Raw genomic sequence first — 18,737 nt, 5'->3', positions numbered from 1 at the left:
ACTCCAAGAAATGAATGCTGAAGACTCCTTGAAACTTGCTCGCCGGTTTATCGGGTTGCCCCTGGAAAAACGCCAGCTGTTCCTGCAGGCGTTGCAGAAGGAAGGGGTGGATTTTTCCCGGTTTCCGATTCCGGCAGGGGTGGAGGCGCAGGATCGCCAGGCGTTGTCCTACGCGCAGCAGCGCATGTGGTTTCTGTGGCAACTGGACCCGACCAGCGGCGCCTACAATTTGCCGGGGGCGGTGCGGCTCAAGGGCGCATTGAACCTGCGCGCCATGGAGCAGGCATTCGCCAGCCTGGTGGCGCGCCATGAAACGTTGCGCACGGTGTTCCAGCGCCAGGCCGATGAGCGCCTGGTGCAGGTGGCCGTCGAGCCATCGCTGGCCATCGAACACCTGGATTTCAGCGCATTGGAGCCGACGGCGCGCGAGCAGGCCATCAACCAGGCGGCAACCCGCCAATCGCTGCTGCCGTTCGACCTGGAGCACGGGCCGTTGCTGCGTGTGCAGTTGCTCAAGCTCGATGCACAGGAACACGTGCTGCTGCTGACCCTGCACCATATCGTCTCCGATGGCTGGTCGATGAACGTGCTGATCGACGAGTTCATCCGCTTTTACGACGCCCACGAGCGCAACGACACGCCGCAACTGCCGCCATTGCCGATCCAGTACAGCGACTATGCCCTGTGGCAGCGCTGCTGGCTGGAAGCCGGGGAGCAGGCGCGCCAGCTCGACTACTGGCAAGCGCGCCTGGGCGATGAGCACCCGGTACTGGAATTGCCGACCGACCGTCCACGCCCGGCCATGCCGAGCTATCAGGGTACGCGCCATACCTTCGCAATCGACCCGGCACTGGCGGTACAACTGCGCAACTGCGCGCAAAAGCACAATGTCACGCTGTTCATGCTGCTGCTTGGCGCGTTCAACATGTTGTTGCATCGCTACACCGGGCAGGTTGATCTGCGCATCGGCGTGCCCATCGCCAACCGCAATCGCAGCGAAGTCGAAGGGTTGATCGGCTTCTTCGTCAACACCCAGGTGCTGCGCACCGAGCTGACCGGGCAGACCCGCGTGGCCGAGTTGCTGCACGCCATCAAGGAGCATGCCCTGGGCGCCCAGGACCACCAGGAGTTGCCGTTCGAACGCTTGGTAGAAGCCCTGAAGGTCGAGCGCAGCCTCAGCCATACGCCGCTGTTCCAGGTGATGTACAACCACCAGCCGGTGGTGGCCGACATCGCCTCGGTCCGCACTGCCTCTGGCCTGGAACTGGCCCTGGTGGAGTGGCAGGGCCGCACCACCCAGTTCGACCTGACCCTTGATACCTATGAAAAGTCCGGCACCCTGCATGCCGCGCTGACTTACGCCAACGACCTGTTCGACGCGCCCTCCATCGCCCGTATGGCGCGCCACTGGATCCGTCTGTTGCAGGCCATGGTGGCCGATGGTGAGCAGCGCATCGGTGAGTTGCCGATGCTGGCCGCCGACGAGCAGCACCTGCTGGTGCAGGCCTGGAACCAGACCGCCGCGCCGTACCCGACTGAGCGTGCCATGCACCACTTGATCGAAGACCAGGTGCAGCGCACGCCGGATGCCCCGGCGCTGGTGTTCGGCACCACCACCTTGACCTATGCGCAACTCGACGCGCACGCCAATCAACTGGCCCACGCCTTGCGCGAGCAGGGCGTCGGCCCGGACGTGCTGGTGGGGATTTGTGTCGAGCGCTCCCTCCACATGGTGGTCGGCCTGCTGGCGATCCTCAAGGCCGGTGGCGCCTATGTACCGCTGGACCCCGAATACCCCCAGGAACGCCTGGCCTACATGATCGAAGACAGTGGCATTGCGCTGCTGCTCAGCCAACAGAGCCTATTGCCGTTGTTGCCTGCCGCTGGCCTGCGGGTGATTGCCCTGGACCAGCCCGCGCTGTGGCTGGAGGGCTATAGCAGCGCCTCGCCGGCGGTGCCCATGCAGGCGCAGAACCTGGCCTACGTGATCTACACCTCCGGCTCCACCGGCAAGCCCAAGGGCGCCGGCAACAGCCACCGTGCACTGGTCAACCGCCTGTGCTGGATGCAGCAGGCCTACGCGTTGGATGCCAGTGACGCGGTCCTGCAGAAAACTCCGTTCAGCTTTGACGTATCGGTATGGGAGTTCTTCTGGCCGCTGATGACCGGCGCTCGCCTGGTGGTGGCCGCGCCAGGCGAACACCGCGAGCCCGCGCGCCTGATCGAGACCATCGGCCAGCACGCCATCACCACCTTGCACTTTGTGCCGTCGATGCTCCAGGCGTTTATCCATGAGCCGGGCGTGCAGCGCTGTACCCGCCTCAAGCGCATCGTGTGCAGCGGCGAGGCATTGCCCCTCGACGCGCAACGCCAGGTGTTCGCCAAATTGCCGAACGCCGCCCTGTACAACCTCTACGGCCCGACCGAAGCCGCCATCGACGTGACCCACTGGACGTGCGTCGACGAAGGCGCCGATAGCGTGCCCATTGGCCGCCCGATCGCCAACCTCGCCACCTATGTGCTCGACGCCCAGCTCAACCCCGTGCCCGCTGGCGTATCCGGCGAGCTGTACCTGGGCGGCACCGGCCTGGCGCGCAGTTACCATCGGCGCCCTGGGTTGACGGCGGAGCGCTTTGTACCGAGCCCGTTCGTTGCGGGGGAGCGCCTGTACCGTACCGGCGACCGCGTGCGCCAACGGGCCGACGGCGTGCTCGAATACCTGGGCCGCCTCGATCATCAGGTCAAGTTGCGCGGCCTGCGCATCGAGCTGGGCGAAATTGAAGCGCAACTGATGCAGCACCCCGGCGTACGTGAAGCCGTGGTGCTGGTTCACGGCGGCAAGCAGTTGGTGGCGTACCTGGTGCCGAATGGCGACGCGCCAATCGACCTCAAGGCCTGGCTGCTCGACAGCTTGCCGGAGTACATGGTCCCCACCCACTTGATCACCCTGGACCAGCTGCCGGTGACCGCCAACGGCAAGCTCGACCGCAAGGCCTTGCCAGTGCCGGAAGCCGTGGCGCAGCAGGCATTCGCGGCCCCGCAGGAGCCTGTACAGAAAGCGTTGGCGGCGATCTGGCGCGATGTGCTCGGGGTCGAGCAGGTCGGCCTGGACGACAACTTTTTCGAACTGGGCGGCGACTCGATCATCTCCATCCAGGTGGTCAGCCGTGCGCGCCAGGCGGGCATACGCCTGAGCCCGCGCGACCTGTTCCAGTACCAGAGTGTGCGCAGCCTGGCGCGGGTAGCGAGCCAGGACGCGTCGATCGTTATCGATCAGGGCCCGGTGAGCGGGGAGGTGATCCTGACCCCGGTGCAGCAGGGTTTTTTCGCCCAGGCGATCCCGGCGCGCCAGCATTGGAACCAGTCACTGTTGCTGACCCCGCGCGAGGCGCTGGAGCCTGCGCGGCTGGACGCCGCCTTGACGCACTTGATCAACCATCACGACGCCCTGCGCCTGCGTTTTACCCCACAGGGCGACGGCTGGCAGCAAGCCTACGCCGTGCCGGTGACGGAGGCGGCGTTGTGGCAATCCCACGCGAGCACCGATGCTGAGCTGGCAGCGCTGTGTGACGAAGCCCAGCGCAGCCTCGACCTGGCGCAAGGCCCGCTGCTGCGTGCCGCGTTGGTCAGCCTGGCCGATGGCACACAACGCGTGCTGCTGGTGGTGCACCACCTGGTGGTCGATGGCGTGTCCTGGCGCATTCTGCTGGAGGACCTGCAACAGGCTTATCGCGAGCAGCCCTTGCCAAACAAGACCAGCGCCTACCAGCACTGGGCGCGGCAGTTGCAGGCCCATGCAAGCACCCTCAGCGCGCAATTGCCGTACTGGCAGGCCCAGTCCAGCGACACCGAGCTGCCGTGCGACACCCCCCAGGGCGGCCTGCAAAACCACCTGGAGGGCAGGCTCGAGACCCGCCTCAATGCCGAGCAGACCCGCCGGTTGTTGCAGGACGCGCCGCTGGCCTATCGCACCCAGGTCAATGACCTGCTGCTGACCGCGTTGGTCCGCGTGATCTGCCGTTGGAGCGGCCAGCCTGCCGCGCTGATCCAGCTCGAAGGCCATGGCCGCGAAGACCTGTTCGATGGGCTCGACCTGACCCGCACCGTCGGTTGGTTCACCAGCCTGTTCCCGGTCCGCCTGCAAGCTGAGGGCGAGTTGTCGAGCGCGATCAAAGCGGTCAAGGAGCAACTGCGTGCCGTGCCCGACAAGGGCCTGGGCTACGGCCTGCTGCGTTATCTGGGGACGCCCGAGGCCCGCGCGTCCCTCGCCGGGTTGGCTGCGCCGCGCATTACCTTCAACTACCTGGGCCAGTTCGACCGCCAGTTCGATGAGTCGGCGCTGTTCGTGCCCGCCAGCCAAGGCAGCGGCCAGGCCCAGGACCCCACGGCACCGCTGGCCAACTGGCTGACGGTGGAGGGCCAGGTGTACGGTGGCGAACTGGCGCTGCAATGGGGCTTCAGCCGCGAGATGTTCCAGGCCTCGACCCTTCAGGGCCTGGCGGACGATTACCAGCGCGAGCTGTTGGCGCTGATCGAGCATTGCGTCGATCCGCAACACGGTGCTTTCACGCCGGCCGATGTCAGCCTGGCCCGCCTCACTCAACGGCAACTGGACGACCTGGCGCTGCCATCGCGCGACGTGCAGGACCTGTACCCACTGTCACCGATGCAACAGGGCATGCTGTTCCACAGCCTGTACCAGCAGGGCCAGGATGCAATCTATGTCAGCCAGCTGCGCGCCAATCTCCACGGCCTGGACGTGCCGCGCTTCAAACGCGCCTGGGAGCAGGTGCTGGCGCGGCACGACATGTTGCGCACCGGGTTTATCTGGCAGCAGGACCAGGCGCAGCCGTTGCAAGCGGTGTATCGCGAGAGCGCCTTGCCCTTCGTCGAGTGCGACTGGCAGGCGCAACCAGACCCGCAAGCGGCATTGGATGCGTTGAGCGAATCCACGCGCGCACAAGGTTTCGTGTTGGATCGGGCGCCGTTGCTCAGCCTGAAACTGGTGCGTATCGGTGTCAATCGTTTCCACCTGATCCTCACCAACCATCACATCCTGTTGGACGGTTGGAGCCGGGCGCAATTGCTGGGGGAGGTCTTGCAGCACTATGTCGGCCAGCCGTTGCCGGCGCTGCAAGGGCATTACCGCGACTACATTGGCTGGTTGCAAGGCCAGGACTCGTCGGCCAGCGAGGCGTTCTGGAAAGGCCAGTTGGCCACGTTGCAGGCGCCGACGCGCTTGGCGCGCGCCACCCCGACCGAGCATTCTTCGGCCAAGGGCAGCTACGCCCTGGCCCTGAGCGTCGCGCAGACCGCGCCACTCAAGGCGTTTGCCCAGGCCCACAAAATCACCCTGAACACGCTGGTGCAAGCCGCCTGGCTGTTGCTGCTGCAACGCCAGACCGGCCAGGACACCGTGGTGTTCGGCGCCACGGTGGCCGGGCGGCCGGCGGGGTTGCCGGGTGTGGAGCAGCAGGTCGGGCTGTTCATCAATACCTTGCCGGTGATCGCCACCCCGAACCCGACCTTGTGGGTCAGTGAGTGGTTGCAACAGGTACAGGCACAGAACCTCAGCTTGCGTGAGCACGAGCACACGCCCTTGTTCGATATCCAGCGTTGGGCGGGCGCCAGTGGCGCGGCGTTGTTCGACACGCTGCTGGTGTTTGAAAACTATCCGGTTTCCGCCGCGCTGGCCGCTGGCGCGCCGGCCGGGTTGACCTTCAGTGATGTGCAGAACATCGAGCAGACCCACTACCCGCTGACCGTCTTGTTGGGGGCAGGCGCGGGCCTGGAATTCGAGTTCAGCTTTGATGTGCAGGTGTTCAGTGAGGCGCAGATCGAGCAACTGGCCACGCACTTCCAGTACCTGTTGCAAGGCTTGGCCAGCACCACAGCGCAGCGCCTGGGGGATTTGCCGTCGCTGACGGAGGCCGCGCGCCGCCAGGTGCTCGGCGACTGGAATGCCACCGCGCGGGACTACCCGTTGCAGCGTTGCGTGCATGAGCTGATTGAAGCGCAGGTCGCGCGTGCACCGCAGGCGCCAGCGTTGCGTTTCGGCGATGTGTCGCTGAGCTATGCCGAGCTGAACCGACGCGCCAATCGCCTGGCCCATCGTTTGATCGAGGCAGGCGTCGGGCCGGATGTGCTGGTGGGGCTGGCGCTGGAGCGCTCCGTCGAAATGGTGGTTGGCCTGCTGGCGGTGCTCAAGGCCGGCGGTGCATACGTGCCGCTGGACCCGGAATACCCGCGCGAACGCCTGGCCTACATGCTCGAAGACAGCGGCGTGAAGCTGCTGCTGACCCAGGCGCAGGTGCTGGCGCAATTGCCGATCCCCCAAGGTTTGGAAACCCTGGTGCTGGGTGAATCAACATTCGAAGGCTACAGCGAAGAGAACCCCGGCATCGCCTTGGACGGCGAAAACCTGGCCTACGTGATCTACACCTCCGGCTCCACCGGCCAACCCAAGGGGGCGGGCAACCGGCATGCGGCGTTGCTTAACCGCCTGCACTGGATGCAGGAAGCCTACACCCTGGATGCCAGTGACAGCGTGTTGCAAAAGACCCCGTTCAGCTTCGACGTGTCGGTGTGGGAATTCTTCTGGCCGCTGATGACCGGTTCGCGCCTGGTTGTGGCAGCCCCAGGTGATCATCGCGATCCAGCCAAGCTGATCAGCCTGATCAAGGCTGAACAGATCACCACGCTGCACTTCGTGCCGTCGATGTTGCAGGCGTTTCTCCAGGACCCGGACGTCGCCCATTGCCACAGCCTGCAACGCATCGTGTGCAGTGGCGAAGCCTTGCCGGTGGACGCACAGCAACAAGTCTTCGCCAAACTTCCGCAAGCCGCGCTGTACAACCTGTACGGCCCGACCGAAGCGGCCATCGACGTGACCCACTGGACCTGCCTCGACGAAGGTCGCGACGCCGTACCGATTGGCCGTCCGATTGCCAACCTCGGCTGCTACATCCTCGACAACAACTTCGAGCCCGCCCCGGTCGGCGTGTTGGGCGAGTTGTACCTGGGTGGCGTCGGCCTGGCGCGCGGTTATCACCGTCGTCCGGCGCTGACCGCCGAGCGTTTCATCGCCAACCCGTTCGTAAAAGGTGAGCGCCTGTACCGCACCGGCGACCTGGCGCGCTACCGCGACGACGGCGTGATCGAATACGCCGGGCGCATTGACCATCAGGTGAAATTGCGTGGCCTGCGTATCGAACTGGGCGAAATCGAAGCGCGCCTGCTGGAGCACGACTGGGTGCGTGAGGCCGCAGTGTTGGCGGTCGACGGCAAATACCTGGTCGGCTACCTGGTGCTGCAAGGCGCCGAGGAGGATTGGCGTGAGGTCTTGAGCGCCCACCTGGCCAGCCATTTGCCGGACTATATGGTCCCGGCGCAATGGATGCTGCTGGAGCACATGCCCTTGAGCCCTAACGGCAAGCTGGACCGCAAAGCCCTGCCCAAGCCCGATGTCGTCGGCCGTGAGTACCTCGCGCCGAGCAGCGAGTTGGAGCAACAGGTCGCCGCGATCTGGGCTGAGGTACTCGACGTGGAACGTGTCGGGATGCACGACCATTTCTTCGAGCTGGGCGGCCATTCCCTATTGGCCACCCAAGCTGTGTCACGTATGCGCCATGGCTTGGGCCTGGACGTGAATGTGAAGGCGTTGTTTGAGCAGCCCGTGCTGGGCAACTTTGTCCGCGCCTTGACCCAGGCCCGCGTTGCAATCACCCGGATTGAGCGGGCCGAACGTGACCAACCCTTGGCCCTGTCCTATGCCCAGGAGCGCCAGTGGTTCCTTTGGCAGTTGGACCCGCACAGCGCCGCCTACCATGTGCCCCGCGCCTTGCGCCTGAAAGGCCGGCTGGATCGCGACGCCCTGCAGCGCGCCTTCGATACGCTGGTGGCGCGCCACGAAAGCCTGCGTACCCACTTCCAGCCAGAGGCCGGTCGTACCGTTCAAGTGATCAGCCCGCGGGCGCGGATCGAATTGCACCCGGTCGACACCGATGAAGCCCACCTCAAGGCGCAGGTCGAGGCGCGCATCACCCAGCCGTTCGACCTGCGCCAGGGCCCGCTGATGCGTGTGACCCTGTTGCGCCTGGCCGAGGACGAGCATGTCTTGGTGCTGGTGCAGCACCACATCATCTCCGATGGCTGGTCGATGCAGGTGATGGTCGATGAACTGGTGCAACTCTACGCCGCCTATAGCCAGGGCCAAATGCTGCAACTGCCGGACTTGCCGATCCAGTACGCCGATTACGCGCAGTGGCAGCGCGACTGGATGGAGGCGGGGGAGAAGGCGCGCCAGCTGGCTTACTGGCGAGACCTGCTGGGGGGCGAACAACCGGTGCTGGAGCTGCCGTTCGATCATCAGCGCCCGGCGGTGCCTACCCATCGTGGCGCGCGCCTGAATATTGCGCTGCCGGTGCCGTTGGTCGAGCGTCTCCAGGCCCTCGCCCAGCGTGAAGGCGTGACCGTGTTCATGCTGTTGCTGGGGGCTTACCAGGCGCTGTTGCATCGTTACAGCGGCCAACGGGATATTCGCGTCGGCGTGCCCATCGCCAACCGCAACCGCGTGGAGATCGAGGGCCTGATCGGCTTCTTCGTCAACACCCAGGTACTCAAGGCCGACATCGATGGGCACACCACCGTCCGCCAGTTGCTGGCCCAGGTCAAACAGCGTGCGCTGGAGGCCCAGGCCCACCAGGACCTGCCGTTCGAGCAGTTGGTCGAAGCCCTGCAGCCGGAGCGCAGCCTGAGCCTTAGCCCGTTGTTCCAGGTCGCGTTCAACCACCATATCAGCCAGTCCGGCCGGCATTTACGCGGCCTTGCGCAGTTGGACATGAGCCCGGTGAGCTGGGACGAAGCCGTCGCGCAATTCGACCTGACCCTGGATATCGAAGAGTCCCCGGAGCAACTGGGCGCCTCGCTGAGTTATGCCACTGATCTGTTCGACGCCTCAACCATCGAGCGCATGGCACGCCATTGGCAAAACCTGTTGCAGGCGATGGTCGATGATCAGGCGCAGAGCATTGGCCAATTGAACCTGCTGGACCGCGACGAGCAGCAGCACATCTTGCAGTTGTGGAACCGCACCGATTCAGGCTTCCCGGCCACGCGCCTGGTGCACGAATTGGTCGCCGACCGTGCCGCTGAAACACCGGAGGCCGTGGCGGTGAAGTTCGACGCGCAGACCCTGACTTACGGCGAGCTGGACCGCCAGGCCAACCGCCTGGCCCGTGCGCTGATCGCCCGTGGTGTGGGCCCGGAAGTGCGCGTAGCGATTGCCATGCCACGCAGCGCCGAGATCATGGTGGCGTTCCTCGCGGTGCTCAAGTCGGGCGGGGTGTATGTGCCGCTGGATATCGAATACCCGCGTGATCGCCTGCTGTACATGATGCAAGACAGCCGCGCCCGGTTGCTGCTGACTCACTCGCGGGCGTTGCAGCAACTGCCGATCCCTGACGGCTTGGATACCCTGGCGATCGATCGCACCGAGGAATGGGCCGATTACAGCGACACGGCTCCAGACGTGAAGCTGCACGGCGACAACCTCGCCTACGTGATCTACACCTCCGGCTCCACCGGCCTGCCCAAGGGCGTGGCGGTGTCCCACGGCCCGCTGGTGGCGCACATCATTGCCACCGGCGAGCGCTATGAAACCTCGCCGGCCGATTGCGAACTGCACTTCATGTCGTTCGCCTTCGACGGTTCCCACGAAGGCTGGATGCACCCGCTGATCAACGGTGCAAGCGTGCTGATCCGCGATGACAGCCTGTGGTTGCCCGAATACACCTACGCGCAGATGCATCGCCACCAAGTGACGATGGCCGTATTCCCGCCGGTGTACCTGCAACAGCTGGCCGAGCATGCCGAGCGCGACGGCAACCCACCGGCCGTGCGGGTGTACTGCTTCGGCGGCGATGCGGTGGCGCAAGCCAGCTACGACCTGGCCTGGCGTGCGCTGAAACCGACCTACCTGTTCAATGGCTACGGCCCAACCGAAACCGTGGTCACGCCGTTGCTGTGGAAGGCCCGCAAGGGGGACCCGTGCGGTGCGGTCTATGCGCCCATCGGCACATTGCTCGGCAACCGCAGCGGCTATGTGCTGGACGCGCAACTCAACCTGCAACCCATCGGCGTGGCCGGCGAGTTGTACCTGGGCGGGGAGGGCGTGGCCCGGGGGTACTTGGAACGTCCGGCCCTGACCGCCGAACGCTTCGTGCCAGACCCCTTCGGCAAACCCGGCAGCCGCGTGTACCGCAGCGGCGACCTGACCCGTGGCCGTCCGGATGGCGTGGTGGATTACCTTGGCCGCGTCGACCATCAAGTGAAGATCCGCGGCTTCCGCATCGAACTGGGTGAAATCGAAGCGCGCCTGCGAGAGCAGGACAGCGTCGGCGAAACCGTGGTCGTGGCCCAGGACGGCCCGACCGGCAAGCAACTGGTGGCCTATGTGGTGCCTGCCGACCCCGCCCTGATCAACGCGGTGGAGTTCCGCGATGCCCTGCGCCGCGCCCTCAAGTCCCGCCTGCCGGACTACATGGTGCCGGCGCACTTCATGTTCCTCGCGCAGATGCCGCTGACCCCCAACGGCAAGCTCGACCGCAAGGGCTTGCCCGCGCCGGACCCGAGCCAGTTGCAACAACACTACGTGGCGCCTGAAACCGAGCTGGAGCAACAGATCGCCGCGATCTGGGCCGAGGTGCTGCGTCTGCCGAAGGTGGGCTTGAACGACAACTTCTTCGAAGTCGGCGGCCATTCGCTGCTGGCCATCCAGATCACCTCGCGGGTCCAGGCTGAACTGGGCCTGGAAGTGCCGCTGGTGGAAGTGTTCCAGACCGATTCACTGCGCGCCTATGCCCAGGCGGCTGCCACCTTCCGCGCGGGTACGGCGGAAGATTTTGATGACCTTCGTGACTTTTTGAGCGAACTAGAGGCGATTTGAACCATGCTTTCCAACCCGAATATCGACCTGGTCTCGCGCTTTCTTCGCTTGCCGCTGGAACAGCGCCAGCAGTTCTATCAACGTCTGCAAAGCCGTGGCATGAGTTTCGCTCAATTGCCGATTGCCGCGATCCGCGAGGACGGCCAACACTTGCCGCTGTCCTACGCCCAAGAGCGCCAGTGGTTCCTCTGGCAGCTCGACCCGGACAGCGCCGCGTATCACGTCCCCGGAGCCCTGCGCCTGAGCGGGCGGCTGGACAAGGCTGCCCTGCAACGCAGCTTCGATGCCCTGGTGGCGCGGCATGAAAGCCTGCGCACCCGTTTGCACCTGGGCGATGAACAGCGTTCCCAGGAAGTGCTGGCCCATGCCGTGGTCCGGATCGCTGAAAGCCCGGTCGACGAGGCCCGGCTCAAGGCGCGCGTGGAAGTCGAAATCGCGCGGCCGTTCGATTTGCAGCAAGGTCCGCTGCTGCGGGTCAGCCTGCTCACCCTGAGTGAAGACGAGCATGTGCTGGTGCTGGTGCAGCACCATATTGTCTCGGACGGTTGGTCCATGGGCGTGATGGTGCAGGAGCTGATGCAACGCTACGCGGCCTACAGCCAGGGCGAGGACTGCACCCTGGCGCCGTTGCCGATCCAGTACGCTGACTACGCCCTATGGCAACGCCGCTGGATGGAAGCGGGCGAGAAGGCGCGGCAGTTGGCCTATTGGCGTGAGCTACTCGGTGGCACGCAACCGGTGCTGGAGCTGCCCCTCGATCACCCGCGTCCGGCGCAACAGAGCTTCCTGGGCGCGCGCCAGGACATCGCCCTGGAACCCGCGCTGGTGGCCGGGGTGAAAGCCTTGGCCCAGGGTGAAGGCGTGACGCTGTTCATGCTGCTGCTGGCGTCGTTCCAGGCGTTTCTGTATCGCTACAGCGGCCAGCAGGACATCCGGGTCGGCGTGCCGATTGCCAACCGCAACCGCGTCGAGACCGAATCGCTGATCGGCTTTTTCGTCAACACCCAGGTGCTCAAGGCCGATCTCGACGGCCAAATGAGCTTTGCTCAATTGCTCCAGCACACCAAGCGCCGCGCCTTGGAAGCCCAGGCCCACCAGGACCTGCCCTTCGAGCAGTTGGTCGAGGCGTTGCAACCGGAACGTACCTTGAGCCACAACCCGTTGTTCCAGGTGATGTTCAACCATCAGGCCAACACCCAGGCGAGCGCCCGGCAACTGCCGGGCCTGCGCGTGGCCAACCTGGAATGGGAGACCCGCAGCGCCCAGTTCGACCTGAGCCTGGACACCCAGGAAAGCGCCGACGGCGTGCGGGCCTCGTTGACCTACGCCACCGACCTGTTCGGCGCCGCCACGGCGTCGCGCATGCTGCGCCACTGGCTGGGCCTGTTGCGCGTGGCCGTGGCCAACCCGGCGTTGCCGTTGCAGGACCTGGCGGTGCTGGACGCGGCTGAGCGCGAGCAAATCGTTTACCAATGGAACGCCACCGCGCGGGACTACCCAGTGCAGCGTTGCGTGCATGAGCTGATTGAAGCGCAGGTCGCGCGTGCACCGCAGGCGCCAGCGTTGCGTTTCGGCGATGTGTCGCTGAGCTATGCCGAGCTGAACCGCCGCGCCAATCGCCTGGCCCATCGTTTGATCGAGGCAGGCGTCGGGCCGGATGTGCTGGTGGGCCTGGCGCTGGAGCGTTCCGTCGAAATGGTGGTCGGCTTGCTGGCGGTGCTCAAGGCCGGCGGTGCGTACGTGCCGCTGGACCCGGAGTACCCGCGCGAACGCCTGGCCTACATGCTCGAAGACAGCGGCGTGAAGCTGCTGCTGACTCAAGCGCAGGTGCTGGCGCAACTGCCGATCCCCCAAGGTTTGGAAACCCTGGTGTTGGGTGAGTCAACATTCGAAGGCTACAGCGAAGAGAACCCCGGCATCGCCTTGGACGGCGAAAACCTGGCCTACGTGATCTACACCTCCGGCTCCACCGGCCAACCCAAGGGGGCGGGCAACAGGCATGCGGCGTTGCTCAATCGCCTGCACTGGATGCAGGAAGCCTACGCCCTGGATGCCAGCGACAGCGTGTTGCAAAAGACCCCGTTCAGCTTCGACGTGTCGGTGTGGGAATTCTTCTGGCCGCTGATGACCGGTTCGCGCCTGGTTGTGGCAGCACCGGGGGATCACCGCGATCCAGCCAAGCTGATCAGCCTGATTCAGACCGAACAGATCACCACGCTGCACTTCGTGCCGTCGATGTTGCAGGCGTTTCTCCAGGACCCGGAAGTCGCCGATTGCCACAGCCTGCAACGCATCATCTGCAGCGGCGAAGCCTTACCGGTGGATGCGCAGCAACAAGTCTTCGCCAAACTTCCGCACGCCGCGCTCTACAACCTCTATGGCCCGACCGAAGCCGCCATCGACGTGACCCACTGGACCTGCATTGAAGAGGGCCGCGACGCCGTACCGATTGGCCGTCCGATTGCCAACCTCGGCTGCTACATCCTCGACAACAACTTCGAGCCCGCTCCGGTCGGCGTACTGGGCGAGTTGTACCTGGGGGGTATCGGCCTGGCGCGCGGTTATCACCGTCGTCCGGTGCTGACCGCCGAGCGTTTCATCGCCAACCCGTTCGTAAAAGGCGAACGCCTGTACCGCACCGGCGACCTGGCGCGTTATCGCGACGATGGCGTAATCGAATACGCCGGGCGCATTGACCATCAGGTGAAATTGCGTGGCCTGCGTATCGAACTGGGTGAAATCGAAGCGCGCCTGCTGGAGCACGACTGGGTGCGTGAGGCCGCGGTGCTAGCGGTCGACGGCAAATACCTGGTTGGCTACCTGGTGCTACAAGGCGCCGAGGAGGATTGGCGTGACGTCTTGAGCGCCCACCTGGCCAGCCATTTGCCGGACTACATGGTCCCGGCCCAATGGCTGAGACTGGAGCAGATGCCGCTCAGCCCTAATGGCAAGCTGGACCGCAAGGCCCTGCCAAAACCCGAAGCCGCGCAACCGTACGAAGCCCCGCAAAGTGCGCTGGAACAACGGATCGCCGCGATCTGGGCGCAAGTACTCGGGGTCGAGCACGTCGGCTTGAACGACAATTTCTTCGAACGCGGCGGCGACTCGATCATCTCGATCCAGGTGGTCAGCCGCGCCCGTGCCGAAGGTATCCACTTCAGCGCCAAGGCCCTGTTCCAGCATCAGACCGTGCGCAGCCTGGCGCGCGTGGCGCAGTTGCAGACCGCCCACGTGATCGACCAGGGCCCGGTGCAGGGCGTGACGCCGTTGCTGCCGTTCCAGCAACTGTTTTTCGAACGAAAACTGCCGCACGCGCATCACTGGAACCAATCGCTGCTGCTGACCCCGCGCCAGCCGCTAGAGGCCGAGCGGTTGACGGCAGCCCTGCAAGCCATCACCCGGCATCACGATGTGCTGCGCCTGAGTTTCAGCCAGCAGGCCGATGGCTGGGTCGCGCGCCATGACGCACCGAGCGCGAGCCTGCTGTGGCACGAGCGCGTACAAGATGCCAGCGAACTCCTGGCCCTCTGCGAACGGGCCCAACGTAGCCTGGACCTGCAACATGGCCCGTTGCTGCGCGCGGTACTCGCCGAGTTGGCCGATGGCTCCCAGCGCCTGTTGCTGGTGATGCACCACTTGGTGGTGGACGGCGTGTCCTGGCGGGTATTCCTTGAAGACCTGCAAAGCCTGTATCGCCAACATACGCTGCCGGCCAAGACGTCATCGTTCAAGGCCTGGGCCGAGCGCTTGCAGGCCCACGCGCGCGGCCCCTCGATGCAGGCGGAAAAAGACTTCTGGCTACAGCAGTTGCAGGGCGTGGCCACCGACTTGCCGTGCCGCGATCCGCAAGGTGCGTGCCCCGGCCGGTTGGCGCAGACCGTGGTCAGCCAACTGGATGCCGAACACACCCGGCAACTGCTGCAACAGGCACCCACGGCCTATCGCACGCAGATCAACGATCTGCTGCTGACCGCCCTGGCACGGGTGATCTGCCAGTGGAGCGGGCACGCTTCAAGCTTGATCCAGCTTGAAGGCCATGGCCGCGAAGACTTGTTTGACGACCTCGACCTGACCCGCACCCTGGGTTGGTTCACCAGCCTGTTCCCGGTCCGCCTGACCCCGGCCGCGACCCTGGCCGGCTCGATCAAGCAGATCAAGGCGCAACTGCGTGCTATCCCCAACAAGGGCCTGGGCTTTGGCGCGCTGCGCTACCTGGGCGATGCGTCGACACGCCAGGCCTTCAGCCAATTGCCGCAGCCGCGTATCACCTTCAACTACCTGGGCCAGTTCGACGGCAGTTTTGATCAGCCGGACGGCCTGTTTGCCCCCGCGTCGGAACCTGCCGGCGCCGAGCAGAGCCCCGATACCCCGTTGAGCAACTGGTTGACCCTCAATGGCCAGGTGTATGGCGGTGAGTTGCAGATCGGTTGGACCTTCAGCCCATTGATGTTCGAGGCCCGTGAGATCGAAGCGCTGAGCGAGGCGTTTACCCGCGAATTGACGGCCCTGATAGAGCACTGCTGCACTCCGGGCAACAGCGGCTTCACCGCCTGCGACTTCCCATTGTCGCGCCTGGACCAGGCACAACTGGAGTCGCTGCCGCTGGCCGCCGAGGGCGTGGAGGATATCTACACCTTGTCGCCGATGCAGCAGGGCATGTTGTTCCACACCTTGTATGAACAGGCTGCGGGCGACTACATCAACCAGGTCCGCGTCACGGCCGACGGCCTGGACGTGGCACGCTTCCAGCAAGCCTGGCAGGCCACGGTGCAGGCCCATGAGGTGTTGCGCACGGGGTTCTTCTGGGAAGGCCAGTTGGAGTGGCCGTGCCAGGTGGTGTACCGCGATGCGCCAGTGCGGATCGAAGTGCTGGACTGGCGCGCCATGCCCGAACGTGAACTGGAACTGCACAACCTGCAGCGTGCCCAGCGCCGCCAGGGCTTCGACCTGGCCAAGGCGCCACTGCTGCGTTTGCTGCTGGTGCGCACCGATGAGCAGCGCCATGAGCTGATCTACACCTATCACCACATCCTGATGGATGGCTGGAGCAACTCGCGTCTGTTTGGCGAAGTGCTGCAACGCTATGCCGGCGTGGCCGTCCCCGAGGCTGGCGGACGCTATCGCGACTATATTGGCTGGCTGCAACAGCGGGATGCCGACGCCACTGAAGCCTTCTGGCGCGCGCAGTTGAGCGCGCTGCAAACGCCGACTCGCCTGGGCAGCCGCCAGCCCGACGCTATCGACGGCTATGGCGACTACCGGTACAGCCTGGCGCAATCGCTGACCGCGCGGCTGGAAGCCTTTGCACGTTGCAATAAGGTCACCCTCAATACGCTGGTGCAGGCGGCCTGGTTGATTCTGCTGCAACGCCATAGCGGCCAGGCGGTGGTGTCTTTCGGCGCCACCGTGGCCGGGCGTCCGGCGGAGCTTTCCGGTGTAGAGCAACAGCTTGGCCTGTTCATCAACACCCTGCCGGTGATCTGCGCCGTGGACGGGCAACACACGGTGGCGGACTGGTTGCAGGCGGTCCAGGCGCAGAACCTGGCGCTGCGCGAGCATGAACACACTGGCCTGTATGACATTCAGCGTTGGGCCGGGCAGGGCGGGGCGGCACTGTTCGACAACATCCTGGTGTTCGAAAACTACCCGGTGTCCAAAGCCCTGGAACAGAGCGGCGACAGCGGTATTCGCTTCGGCCTGCCCAAGGCCCATGAACAAACGAGTTACCCGCTGACCGTGCTGGTGGACCTCGGCGAGACCCTGTCGCTGCACTTCAGTTTTGCCCATGGCTATTTCAAGGCTTCGACCGTGCAAGATTATGGCCGGCACCTGGTCAACCTGTTGCAGGCCATGGTCGATGACGGCCAACAGCGCCTGGGCGATTTGCCGATGCTGGATATCACCGAGCGTCGGCAGGTGCTGCAGGACTGGAATGCCACCGCACGGGACTACCCGTCGCAGCGTTGCGTGCATGAGCTGATTGAAGCGCAGGTCGCGCGCGTACCGCAGGCCCCGGCGTTGCGCTTCGGTGACGTTTCGTTGAGCTATGCCGAGCTGAACCGCCGCGCCAATCGCCTGGCCCATCGTTTGATCGAGGCAGGCGTCGGGGCGGATGTATTGGTGGGGCTGGCGCTGGAGCGTTCCGTTGAAATGGTGGTTGGCCTGCTGGCGGTGCTCAAGGCCGGCGGTGCATACGTGCCGCTGGACCCGGAATACCCGCGCGAACGCCTGGCCTACATGCTCGAAGACAGCGGCGTGAAGCTGCTGCTGACTCAAGCGCAGGTGCTGGCGCAACTGCCGATCCCCCAAGGTTTGGAAACCCTGGTGCTGGGTGAATCAACATTCGAAGGCTACAGCGAAGAGAACCCCGGCATCGCCTTGGACGGCGAAAACCTGGCCTACGTGATCTACACCTCCGGCTCCACCGGCCAGCCCAAGGGGGCGGGCAACCGGCATGCGGCGTTGCTCAATCGCCTGCACTGGATGCAGGAAGTCTACGCCCTGGATGCCAGCGACAGCGTGTTGCAAAAGACCCCGTTCAGCTTCGACGTGTCGGTGTGGGAATTCTTCTGGCCGCTGATGACCGGTTCGCGCCTGGTTGTGGCAGCACCGGGGGATCACCGCGATCCAGCCAAACTGGTCAGCCTGATTCGGACCGAACAGATCACCACGCTGCACTTCGTGCCGTCGATGTTGCAGGCGTTTCTCCAGGACCCGGAAGTCGCCCATTGCCACAGCCTGCAACGCATTGTGTGCAGTGGCGAAGCCTTGCCCGTGGATGCGCAGCAGCAGGTGTTCGCCAAACTTCCGCACGCCACGCTCTACAACCTCTATGGCCCGACCGAAGCCGCCATCGACGTGACCCACTGGACCTGCATTGAAGAGGGTCGCGACGCCGTACCGATTGGCCGTCCGATTGCCAACCTCGGCTGCTACATCCTCGACAACAACTTCGAGCCCGCCCCGGTCGGCGTGTTGGGCGAGTTGTACCTGGGTGGCGTCGGCCTGGCGCGCGGTTATCACCGTCGTCCGGCGTTGACCGCCGAGCGTTTCATTGCCAACCCTTTCGTAAAAGGTGAGCGCTTGTACCGCACCGGCGACCTGGCGCGTTATCGCGACGACGGGGTGATCGAATACGCCGGGCGCATTGACCATCAGGTGAAATTGCGTGGCCTGCGTATCGAACTGGGCGAAATCGAAGCGCGCCTGCTGGAGCACGACTGGGTGCGTGAGGCCGCAGTGTTGGCGGTCGACGGCAAATACCTGGTCGGCTACCTGGTGCTGCAAGGCGCCGAGGAGGATTGGCGTGAGGTCTTGAGCGCCCACCTGGCCAGCCATTTGCCGGACTACATGGTCCCGGCGCAATGGATGCTGCTGGAGCAGATGCCGCTCAGCCCTAACGGCAAGCTGGACCGCAAAGCGCTGCCCAAGGTGGATGCCAACTTGCAGGCACGGCCGTACGTCGCGCCGCAGAGTGAGCTGGAGCAGCAGATTGCCGCGATCTGGGCCGAGGTACTGGAGGTGGAGCGTGTGGGCTTGCACGACAACTTCTTCGAACTGGGCGGCCATTCCCTGCTGGCCACGCAAGTGGTGGTTCGCCTGCGTGAGCAGTTGCACAGCGAATTCGACGTCAAATCGATTTTCACCACACCGACCCTGGCCGAATTCACTGCCGGCGTGGCGGCGCAACAGACAATTAATTCGCCGGTGCAGGACGCATTGGCTAAATCCTTGGAGGCCCTCAAACGTCTATCAGCAGAAGATTTGGATAAATTGATTTCCTGAGGGGCGT

2 protein-coding genes are annotated in these 18,737 nt (G+C 64.6%); both read left to right on the top strand.

Annotation, left to right across the window (positions count from 1 at the left end; genetic code table 11):
• Positions 1-10: 10 nt before the first annotated feature.
• Positions 11-10,945, top strand: coding sequence for a non-ribosomal peptide synthase/polyketide synthase (locus QU606_RS22200; RefSeq protein ID WP_304997529.1), 10,935 nt, complete (start codon positions 11-13; stop codon positions 10,943-10,945).
• A 3-nt stretch (positions 10,946-10,948) separates the two neighbouring features.
• Complete coding sequence (locus tag QU606_RS22195; RefSeq protein ID WP_370531077.1) at positions 10,949-18,730, top strand: amino acid adenylation domain-containing protein; 7,782 nt, start codon at positions 10,949-10,951, stop codon at positions 18,728-18,730.
• The last annotated feature ends 7 nt before the right edge of the window (positions 18,731-18,737 follow it).

It is taken from the genome of Pseudomonas sp. OVF7, from assembly GCF_030644265.1.
Lineage (GTDB): Bacteria > Pseudomonadota > Gammaproteobacteria > Pseudomonadales > Pseudomonadaceae > Aquipseudomonas > Aquipseudomonas gorinensis.
Note: the sequence above shows the minus strand (reverse complement) of the source record. Positions and strands in the feature narration are given on the sequence as shown.

Excerpts from the sequence above, each read along its gene's own strand:
- QU606_RS22200 (WP_304997529.1), top strand. The coding sequence starts at position 11 with ATGAATGCTGAAGACTCCTTGAAACTTGCTCGCCGGTTTATCGGGTTG.
- QU606_RS22195 (WP_370531077.1), top strand. The coding sequence starts at position 10,949 with ATGCTTTCCAACCCGAATATCGACCTGGTCTCGCGCTTTCTTCGCTTG.